The following is an 8,697-nucleotide window of genomic DNA, read 5'->3' as shown; positions in this document are numbered from 1 at the left end:
GAGGCAGCCGCGCCAGGCCGGGTCACCGCCCAGCCGGCCGGCGCCCTGGAGCGCGGCCAGCCGGTCGTCGTACGTGGGCACGGTCAGTCGGCGTAGGCGTCGACGGGCGGGCAGGCGCAGACCAGGTTGCGGTCGCCGTAGGCCTGGTCGATCCGCGCCACCGGCGGCCAGTACTTGTCCGCGGTGATGCCGGCCGGGAAGACGCCGACCTCGCGGGAGTAGGGCCGGTCCCACTCGCCCACGAGCGCCCGCGCGGTGTGCGGCGCGTGGTGCAGCGGCGAGGCGTCGACCGGCCACTCGCCTGCCGCGACGCGGTCGATCTCGCCCTTGATGGCGATCATCGCGTCGCAGAAGCGATCGAGCTCGGCGAGGTCCTCGGACTCGGTGGGCTCGACCATGAGCGTGCCGGCCACCGGGAAGGACATGGTCGGGGCGTGGAAGCCGTAGTCGACGAGCCGCTTGGCGACGTCGTCGACGGTGACGCCGGTCTGCTGCGTGATCGCCCGCAGGTCGAGGATGCACTCGTGCGCGACCAGCCCGGAGTCACCACGGTAGAGCACCGGGAAGTGCTCGCCGAGGCGCGCGGCGACGTAGTTGGCCGACAGCACCGCGACGGCGGTGGCGCGGGTCAGGCCCTCGGCGCCCATCATCCGCACGTAGGCCCACGAGATCGGCAGGATGCCCGCCGAGCCGAAGGGCGCGGCGCTGATCGCGCCGGTGCCCTCGCGGCGCCCGGTGTCGGGGTGCAGCGGGTGGGTCGGCAGGTACGGCGCCAGGTGCTCGCGCACGGCGACCGGGCCCACGCCGGGGCCGCCACCGCCGTGCGGGATGCAGAAGGTCTTGTGCAGGTTGAGGTGCGACACGTCGCCGCCGAACCTGCCGGGCTGGGCGTAGCCGAGCAACGCGTTGAAGTTCGCGCCGTCGACGTAGACCTGCCCGCCGTGCTCGTGGACGACCTCGCACAGCTCGGTGATGGTCTCCTCGTAGACCCCGTGCGTCGAGGGGTAGGTCACCATGATCGCGGCGAGCGACTCGGAGTGCTGCTCGCACTTGGCGCGGAGGTCGTCGAGGTCGACGGTGCCGTCGTCGGTGGCCTTGACGACGACGACCTTCATCCCGGCCATGACCGCCGAGGCGGGGTTGGTGCCGTGCGCGGAGGACGGGATCAGGCAGATGTCGCGCTGCTCCTGGCCGTTGGCGCGGTGGTAGTTGCGGATCGCGAGCATGCCCGCGAACTCGCCCTGGGCTCCGGCGTTGGGCTGGATGGAGACGCGGTCGTAGCCGGTGACCTCGGCGAGCCACGCCTCGAGCTGGTCGATCATCTGCCGGTAGCCGTCGGCGTCGGCGGCCGGGACGAACGGGTGCAGGCCGGCGAACCCGGCGAGGGAGATCGGCTCCATCTCGGTGGTCGCGTTGAGCTTCATCGTGCAGGACCCGAGCGGGATCATGCCGCGGTCGAGCGCGTAGTCGCGGTTCGACAACCGCGCGAGGTAGCGCAGCATCGAGGTCTCGTTGTGGTGGGTGTTGAACACCGGGTGGGTGAGGAAGTCGGTCGTGCGGGCGAGCTCCTCGGGCAGCGCGGACGCTGCCGACCAGCTGCTGGCCCCGACCTGCTCGGCTCCGAACGCCCCCAGCACGACGTCGAGCACGGGGCCCGAGGACTCCCCCACGCTGATGCCGACGTGGTCCTCGTCGACCTGGCGCAGGTGCACACCGCCGTCACGCGCGGCTCGGACGAACTCCGCGGCGCGCCCCGGCACGCGGGCCAGGACGGTGTCGAAGAAGGCGTCGTGGACGACCTCGACATCGGCCGCGCGGAGGCGCTCGGCGAGGAGCGAGGCCTGCGCGTGGATGCGCTGCGCGATCGCGGTCAGGCCCTGCGGGCCGTGGTAGACGGCGTACATGCCGGCGGTGACAGCGAGCAGCACCTGCGCGGTGCAGATGTTCGACGTCGCCTTGTCGCGGCGGATGTGCTGCTCGCGGGTCTGCAGCGCGAGCCGGTACGCCGGGCGACCCTCGGCGTCGAGGGAGACGCCGACGAGGCGACCGGGGAGCTGGCGCTCGAGGCCCTCGCGGACGCTCATGAAGCCGGCGTGGGGACCGCCGTAGAACAGCGGGACGCCGAAGCGCTGGGTCGAGCCGACCACGACGTCGGCCCCGAGGGTGCCGGGCGCCTCGAGCAGGGTCAGCGACAGCAGGTCCGCGGCGACGACCGCCAGGCCGCCGCGCTCGTGCACGGCGTCGATGACCGGCTTGATGTCGGCGACCCGGCCCGACGCACCGGGGTACTGCACGAGCACGCCGGCGACGTCACCGTCCGGCAGGCCCGCGCTGAGGTCCGCGACGACGACCTCGACGCCGATCCCCTCGGCGCGGGTGCGGACGACGTCGATCGTCTGCGGCAGCGCGTCGGCGTCGACGACGAACGGGCCTGACGCCTTGCGGTTGGCGCGGAAGGCCAGCGCGACGGCCTCGGCAGCGGCGGTGCCCTCGTCGAGCAGCGAGGAGCCGGCGGTGGTCAGGCCGGTGAGGTCCGCGACCATCGTCTGGAAGTTGATGAGCGCCTCGAGGCGGCCCTGCGAGATCTCCGGCTGGTAGGGCGTGTAGGCGGTGTACCAGCTCGGGTCCTCGAGCACGTTGCGGCGGATGACCGCGGGGGTGATCGTCGCGTGGTAGCCCAGCCCGATCATCGCCTCGCCCGGCACGTTCGCCGCGGCCAGGGCGCGCAGCTCGGCGGCGGTCGCCTCCTCGTCGGCGGCCTCGGGCVGCCGCAGCGCTGCGTCCGAGCGGATCGACTTCGGCACGGCGGCGTCCATCAGCGCGTCGAGCGACGGGTAGCCCAGGCGGTCCAGCATGGTCGCAACCTGGTCGCCGTCAGGACCGATGTGGCGCCGTACGAACGGTGCGGGGTCGAACGGGGTGGCGTCGAAGGGGGTGCTCATCAGCAGGCAGGCTTTCCTCGGGTTCGAGACGGGTCCAGCCCTCCCCCTCTGTCAGCGCGTCCCTGCGCCTCCAGAGTTGCCTGCTCCGCACGGTCCGGGCGCCTGAGAGGTTCCGGGGAGGAATTGCCCCTTCGGCGCAGGCCTGCGCCGGTGGCGCATCCTGACTCTCCCGTGCGGGATGAACAGCAGGGAACAGACTACCGCGAACGGGTCGCGGAGCTCGGTCAACCCGCGTTGCGGGCAGCGCGCCGTGCGGCGAGCTCGTCACCGGCGACGTCGGCCGCCTGGTCCGCCTCGGTGTCGCTCGCGCTCTCGCTGGGGAGCTGGGCCAGCGTGCCCTCGATCTCGCGCCAGACGCCGCCGATGGCGATGCCGAAGACGCCCTGGCCACCCTGGAGCAGGTCGATGACCTCGTCGTTGCTGGTGCACTCGTAGACCGACGCGCCGTCGCTCATCAGGGTGACCTGGGTGAGGTCGTCGGTGCCACGCTCGCGCAGGTGGCCCACGGCGGTGCGGATCTGCTGCAGCGAGATGCCGGCGTCGAGGAGCCGCTTGATGATCTTGAGGATCAGGATGTCGCGGAAGCTGTAGAGGCGCTGCGAGCCGGAGCCCTTGGCGCCGCGCACGCTCGGCTCGATGAGGCCGGTGCGGGCCCAGTAGTCGAGCTGGCGGTAGGTGATGCCGGCCGCGTTGCACGCGGTCGGACCCCGGTAGCCCAGGTCGCTGGGGAGCGGGGAGACGTCGTCGGTGAAGAGCAGCCCCTGCTCCTCGGCGACAGCGGCGGCCGCGGCCGTGTCCTGGCCGACCTTCTCGGGCTGCTGCTCGTTCACGGGGTCCTCCAAAGGCGGCTGCTGCATTGCACGGCTGTCATTCGACTCTTCAAGGTACGGCGCCGGTGTCGGGCCGGTCAAAGACGTCACCGGGCGTGTCGCCGAAAACTCTCAGGCTCAAGTTGAGGTTGAGGGAGCTCCCGCTCCCCGGTCCCCTCTCGAGGGCTCACTGGCCGGACTCGAAGTCCTCCGGCGAGACGTGGTCGAGGAACTCGCGGAACGCCTCGACCTCGTCCTCCTCCTCGGCGGGGGCGGCGATGCCGGCCTCGGCCAGCACCTCCTCGGAGCAGTAGATCGTGGTGCCCGTGCGCAGGGCGAGCGCGATCGAGTCGGACGGGCGGGCGCTGACCTCGGCGCCCGAGGCGAGCACCAGGGTCGCGAAGAACACGCCGTCCTTGACGTCGGTGATCCGCACCTCGGTGAGCTCGGCGCCGGTGGCCGCGAGCAGGTCCTTCATCAGGTCGTGCGTCAGCGGCCGCGGCGGTACGACGCCCTGCTGGGCGAACGCGATCGCGGTGGCCTCGACGGCGCCGATCCAGATCGGGACGTACCGGTCCCCCACGGTCTCGCGCAGCAGCACGATGGGCTGGTTGGACGGCATCTCCACCCGGACTCCCAGGACATCCACCTCGCGCATGACTCCAGCCTACTCGTGGCCGGGTGGCGCGGGTGCGGCCCGTCAGATCCGGCGCAGGCCCGACTTCACCAGGGTGGCGTGCAGCCGCACGGAGAGGGCCGCGATCTCGCTGACCGCCTCCTCGGCGCGGGCCGCCGCGGCGGCGTCGCGCCCCCGGCGCGGGGCGACGACCTGCTGGATCAGCCCGACCTCGCGGTCGGCGGCGGCGCGGAAGCCGCGCAGGTGGCGCGGCTCGATGCCGAAGTCGGCGAGCTCGCTGGCGGTCTGGGCGATCACCAGCGCGTCGGTGTCGTAGTGGCCGGTCGGCGACGGCGTGATCAGGGCGAACTCCTCGAGCTGCGCGAGCAGTGCCTCGTCGATCTCCGCCACCTTGATGAGCTCCTTGCGCGACAGGCGCAGCTTGTCGCTGCGGCGGAACGACTCGGGCGCCGGCATGCCGTCGGACCCGACGGCGACCTTCGGCACGGTCGGGACGACGGGCTCGGGCTCCGGCGGCTCGAGGCCCCGGTCCATCGCGTCGAGGTGCTCGCCGATCACCTTCAGCGGCAGGTAGTGGTCGCGCTGCATCCGCAGGATGTAGCGCAGCCGCGTGATGTCGGCCTCGGAGAACTTGCGGTAGCCGGCCGGGGTCCGCTCGGGCTTGATCAGGCCCTCGGACTCGAGGAAGCGGATCTTCGGGATGCTGATGTCCTCGAAGTCCGAGCGCAGGCGCTCGAGCACCTGGCCGATGTTGAGCAGCGGCTCGCGCTCGCCGCGGACGACGGCTGCGCCCACGGTCAGTGGCTCTCGTGACCCGCGAAGAAGACCAGGCGGTACTTGCCGACCTGGACCTCGTCGCTGTCCTTGAGCTGCGCCTTCTCGATCCGGTCACGGTTGACGTAGGTGCCGTTGAGGCTGCCCGCGTCCTCCACCGTGAAGGTGCTGCCGGAGCGGCGGAACACCGCGTGGCGGCGCGAGACCGTCACGTCGTCGAGGAAGATCCCGCTCTCCGGGTGCCGGCCGGCGGTCACCTCGTCGGAGTCGAGCAGGAAGCGGCTGCCGGCACCGGGACCCTTCTGGACGACCAGCAGCGCGTGCCCCACGGGCAGCGCGTCCACGGCGGCGGCGTCGACCGCGCTCAGCGCACGGTCGGAGGTCTCGACCCGGTCCGCGGGGAACACGGCCTGGATCGTGGCGGTCGAGTCGGTCGGGACCGGCGCGGCGGCTTCCGCCTCGACGAGACGCGTGCCGCACTGCGAGCAGAAGCGGGCGTCGTCAGGGTTCTGCCGGCCACAGGCGGTGCAGAACGGCATCTGGGAACTCCTTGGGTCCGGAACGGCTACGACGAACCTACCGGATCAACCCTCGAGCTGTGCCTCGTACGCGGCAGCGTCCAGAAGTCCGTCCAGGTCACCGGCCGACGACGGCACGACCTCGAAGAGCCAGCCGGCGCCGTACGGGTCGTTGTTGACGAGCTCGGGAGTCGCGTCGAGAGCCTCGTTGACGGCGACGACCTCGCCGGACACCGGCGCGTAGACGTCGCTGACCGACTTGGTGGACTCGAGCTCGCCGCACGGCTCGCCGGCGGTGATCGTCGCGCCGACCTCCGGCAGGGAGACGTAGACGATGTCGCCGAGGGCGTCCTGGGCGTAGTCGGTGATGCCCACCCGCACCGAGCCAGCCGCCTCGCCGGGCTCGCGCAGCCACTCGTGCTCGACGGTGTACTTCAGGTCAGCCGGGTTCGTCATGGCCCGAACGTTACTGCCCCTGCTCGGGCAACGCGTACTGCGGCTCGGCGCGTTGCGCGACCGCTTCGATGTCGACCGCCTTCAGCTCCTCGACCTCCATCGTCCCGCCGTCGTCCTCGACCTGCTTCTTGGGCCCGAGGGCGAAGGTGAGCGAGTCGGCGAGCACGCCGGGCTCGCCGATCGCGTCGATGACGTACGGCGCCTCGATCCGCTCGCCGTCCACGGTGAACCCGCCCTCGGTCTCCTCCAGCGAGGTCTGCGCGACCACGCGGACGGTGCCGTTGATCGCGATCGCCTCGGCGCCGACCGTGCGCAGGGCCTGGATCGTGTCGAGCATCGAGCCGAGCCGGATCCGGCCCTCCTGCTCTGTGATCGTGATGCGCACGCCCGGGCCGGTCACCGGGACCAGCCCAGCCAGGATCGTGAGCGTGTCGACCTCCGAGGACGCCTGGTCGAGCGCGGCCTGGCGCCGGGTGGTGTCGTCGCGCAGGTCGGCGGCGACGCCCTCGAGCCGGTCGATCTCGGCCTCGGTGCGCTGGCGGGTGCCGGACAGGCCGTTGAGCAGGTCGATCAGCTCCTGCTCGCGCAGCCCGGCGTAGGACTCCTCGGTGCCGGCGACGCGGACCTGGGTGACGGCGGCGAACCCGAGCAGCGCCATGAGCAGCCCCGCGACGACCTGCTTGCGCGAGGGACGCAGCAGGGCCTTCTTGAGGCGCTCGATCGGCTCGTCAGGCATGGAACACGTGCCTCCGGATGGCGGCGACGTTGGTGAAGATGCGGATCCCGAGGACGACGATGACGCCGGTCGACAGCTGCCCGCCGACACCGAGGCGGTCGCCGAGGTAGACGATGCCGGCGGCGATCACCACGTTGCTCAGGAAGGACACGACGAAGACCTTGTCGTCGAAGATCCCGTCGAGGTAGGCCCGCAGCGCGCCGAACACCGCGTCGAGCGCGGCCACGACGGCGATCGGCAGGTAGGGCTCGAGGCCGAGCGGCACGTCCGGCTGGAACACCAGGCCGAGCACGACGCCGACGAGCAGTCCGATCACCGCGATCACGGCGGTCCACCTCCATCGCCCTTGGGGTTGGTCTTCTCCGTGGCGTAGCGCAGCCGCTGCAACGAGGCAGGGGCGGCGGGCAGCCTCAGGTCGTCCTCATTCTCCATGTCCCACGAGAACCCGAACTGGTTGGCCGCCGCGACGAACTGCAGCGCGCTCCCCGAGTCGACGAACCGGGACGACAGCGTGCCCTGGTCGCCGATGGCCAGGATCGTGTACGGCGGCGCGATGCCGCGGAAGTTCACCTCGATCGCGTCGCCCGAGGTGCTGATGGCCCCGGTCGACGCTACCCGCTGCCCGTTGATCGCGACCGCCTCGGCGCCGGACTGCCACAGTGCGTTGACCACCAGCACGAGGTCGCTGGCCCGGATCTGGTCGCTGCTGGAGGCGAGTGGCGAGTTGTCGAGGGTGAGCCGGACGCCGTCCCCGCGCACGGCCTCGAACCCGGACAACGCGCCCAGCGTGGCGCCGCGGGCCTGGACGTCGCCGTACCGGGCGCCGAGGTCGCGCAGTCGGCCCTCGGCGTTGAGGTTGTCGGTGCGCAGCTGGGCGGCGGCCTCCTGGAGGTTCGCCACCGACGTGCGGCGGGACTCGATCCGGGAGATGAGCGCGCTGCGGCTCTGGTCGTCGACGTCGGAGTTCGCCTGCGTCTGCACCGCGGCGATCGTGACGAGCAGGGCGAAGGCCGCGACGACCACGACGACGCCCGCACGCAGCCCCCGGCTCGCCGGCTGCTCCGGTCCACGCCGCGACGCCGCCGCCTGGTAGTCGCGGTCCAGCGACTCCTGCGTGATGAGGGTCAGGAGCGGGGTCCGGGCGCGGTCCGTGGGCTCGGCGGTCATGGCTGTGCCGCGCCCCCGGTGCGTCCGCGTCGGGGCAGCCGCTCGGTCGTGGCCATCAGCTTGCGCACCTGCCAGGCGTAGAGGATCCCGGCCCACCAGTAGAGACCGATCCCCCACAGCGCCAGCGACCAGCCGAACACCTGGGCCAGGGTCGCGACGGTGCCGTCACCCTCCCCGAGCAGCAGCAGCGGGAAGGCGTAGAGCAGGTTGAAGGTCGCCGCCTTGCCGAGGAAGTGCACCGGCAGCGCGCTGTAGCCGCGGGTGCGCAGCAGTGGCACGAGGCCCCACAGCAGCAGGTCGCGCAGCGGCAGGCACAGGGCGACCCACCACGGGATGACGTCGCGCAGGGCGAGGCCGACGACCACCGCCAGGATGTAGAGCCGGTCGGCGACGGGGTCGAGCAGCCGGCCGAGCTCGGAGGTCTGGTCGAGCTTGCGGGCCAGCCAGCCGTCGAGGAAGTCGGTGACCCCGGAGACCATGAGCACGACGAGCGCCCACACGTCCTCCTCGGGGCCGAGGACCAGCCAGAGGAAGAGGGGCACGCCCAGGAGCCGGGAGGCGCTGAGCAGGTTGGGGAGCGTCCACACCCGGTCGGACGCGCGCTCGTCCCGCGTCACCGCTTCACCCACACTCGACACCCTAGAGCGTGCCTCGCCGC

At 72.0% G+C, this 8,697-nt stretch carries 10 protein-coding genes and 1 riboswitch; all 10 genes read right to left on the bottom strand.

Annotated elements, in window-relative coordinates:
- Positions 1-83: 83 nt before the first annotated feature.
- Positions 84-2,942 (bottom strand): aminomethyl-transferring glycine dehydrogenase, encoded by a 2,859-nt coding sequence (gcvP, locus tag L615_RS17780; protein ID WP_145725939.1) that lies wholly within the window; start codon positions 2,940-2,942, stop codon positions 84-86.
- Positions 2,943-3,022: 80 nt separating this feature from the next.
- Positions 3,023-3,124, bottom strand: a riboswitch (glycine riboswitch).
- A gap of 42 nt (positions 3,125-3,166) precedes the next feature.
- Positions 3,167-3,799 (bottom strand): MerR family transcriptional regulator, encoded by a 633-nt coding sequence (locus L615_RS17775; protein WP_084254971.1) that lies wholly within the window; start codon positions 3,797-3,799, stop codon positions 3,167-3,169.
- Positions 3,800-3,938: 139 nt separating this feature from the next.
- Positions 3,939-4,409 carry a bifunctional nuclease family protein gene (locus L615_RS17770; RefSeq protein WP_145725937.1) on the bottom strand — a complete coding sequence of 157 codons (471 nt, stop codon included), beginning with the start codon at positions 4,407-4,409 and terminating at the stop codon, positions 3,939-3,941.
- A 42-nt stretch (positions 4,410-4,451) separates the two neighbouring features.
- Complete coding sequence (locus L615_RS17765) at positions 4,452-5,183, bottom strand: MerR family transcriptional regulator (protein ID WP_051485562.1); 732 nt, start codon at positions 5,181-5,183, stop codon at positions 4,452-4,454.
- A 2-nt stretch (positions 5,184-5,185) separates the two neighbouring features.
- Complete coding sequence (locus L615_RS17760; RefSeq protein ID WP_028654969.1) at positions 5,186-5,701, bottom strand: FHA domain-containing protein; 516 nt, start codon at positions 5,699-5,701, stop codon at positions 5,186-5,188.
- 45 nt (positions 5,702-5,746) lie between these two features.
- Positions 5,747-6,136 (bottom strand): glycine cleavage system protein GcvH, encoded by a 390-nt coding sequence (gene gcvH, locus L615_RS17755; RefSeq protein ID WP_028654970.1) that lies wholly within the window; start codon positions 6,134-6,136, stop codon positions 5,747-5,749.
- Positions 6,137-6,146: 10 nt separating this feature from the next.
- Complete coding sequence (locus L615_RS17750) at positions 6,147-6,872, bottom strand: DUF881 domain-containing protein (RefSeq protein ID WP_145725936.1); 726 nt, start codon at positions 6,870-6,872, stop codon at positions 6,147-6,149.
- Positions 6,865-7,197 (bottom strand): small basic family protein, encoded by a 333-nt coding sequence (locus tag L615_RS17745; RefSeq protein WP_145725934.1) that lies wholly within the window; start codon positions 7,195-7,197, stop codon positions 6,865-6,867. Before L615_RS17745 ends, L615_RS17750 begins: the two co-directional genes overlap by 8 nt.
- Positions 7,194-8,039: a DUF881 domain-containing protein gene (locus tag L615_RS17740; protein ID WP_145725932.1), complete on the bottom strand. Its 846-nt coding sequence runs from the start codon at positions 8,037-8,039 to the stop codon at positions 7,194-7,196. Before L615_RS17740 ends, L615_RS17745 begins: the two co-directional genes overlap by 4 nt.
- Positions 8,036-8,677, bottom strand: coding sequence for a CDP-alcohol phosphatidyltransferase family protein (locus L615_RS17735; RefSeq protein WP_396954775.1), 642 nt, complete (start codon positions 8,675-8,677; stop codon positions 8,036-8,038). The genes L615_RS17740 and L615_RS17735 overlap by 4 nt, the downstream gene beginning before the upstream one ends.
- Positions 8,678-8,697: the final 20 nt, after the last annotated feature.

Source organism: Nocardioides sp. J9 (assembly GCF_007829375.1).
Taxonomy (GTDB): Bacteria; Actinomycetota; Actinomycetes; order Propionibacteriales; family Nocardioidaceae; genus Nocardioides.
The sequence above is the reverse complement of the archived record's forward strand: the minus strand, read 5'-3'. Positions and strand labels throughout refer to the sequence as shown.

Coding starts and splice junctions, on each gene's coding strand:
- L615_RS17775 (WP_084254971.1), bottom strand. CDS start 3,799: ATGCAGCAGCCGCCTTTGGAGGACCCCGTGAACGAGCAGCAGCCCGAG.
- L615_RS17770 (WP_145725937.1), bottom strand. CDS start 4,409: ATGCGCGAGGTGGATGTCCTGGGAGTCCGGGTGGAGATGCCGTCCAAC.
- L615_RS17760 (WP_028654969.1), bottom strand. CDS start 5,701: ATGCCGTTCTGCACCGCCTGTGGCCGGCAGAACCCTGACGACGCCCGC.
- gcvH (WP_028654970.1), bottom strand. CDS start 6,136: ATGACGAACCCGGCTGACCTGAAGTACACCGTCGAGCACGAGTGGCTG.
- L615_RS17750 (WP_145725936.1), bottom strand. CDS start 6,872: ATGCCTGACGAGCCGATCGAGCGCCTCAAGAAGGCCCTGCTGCGTCCC.
- L615_RS17740 (WP_145725932.1), bottom strand. CDS start 8,039: ATGACCGCCGAGCCCACGGACCGCGCCCGGACCCCGCTCCTGACCCTC.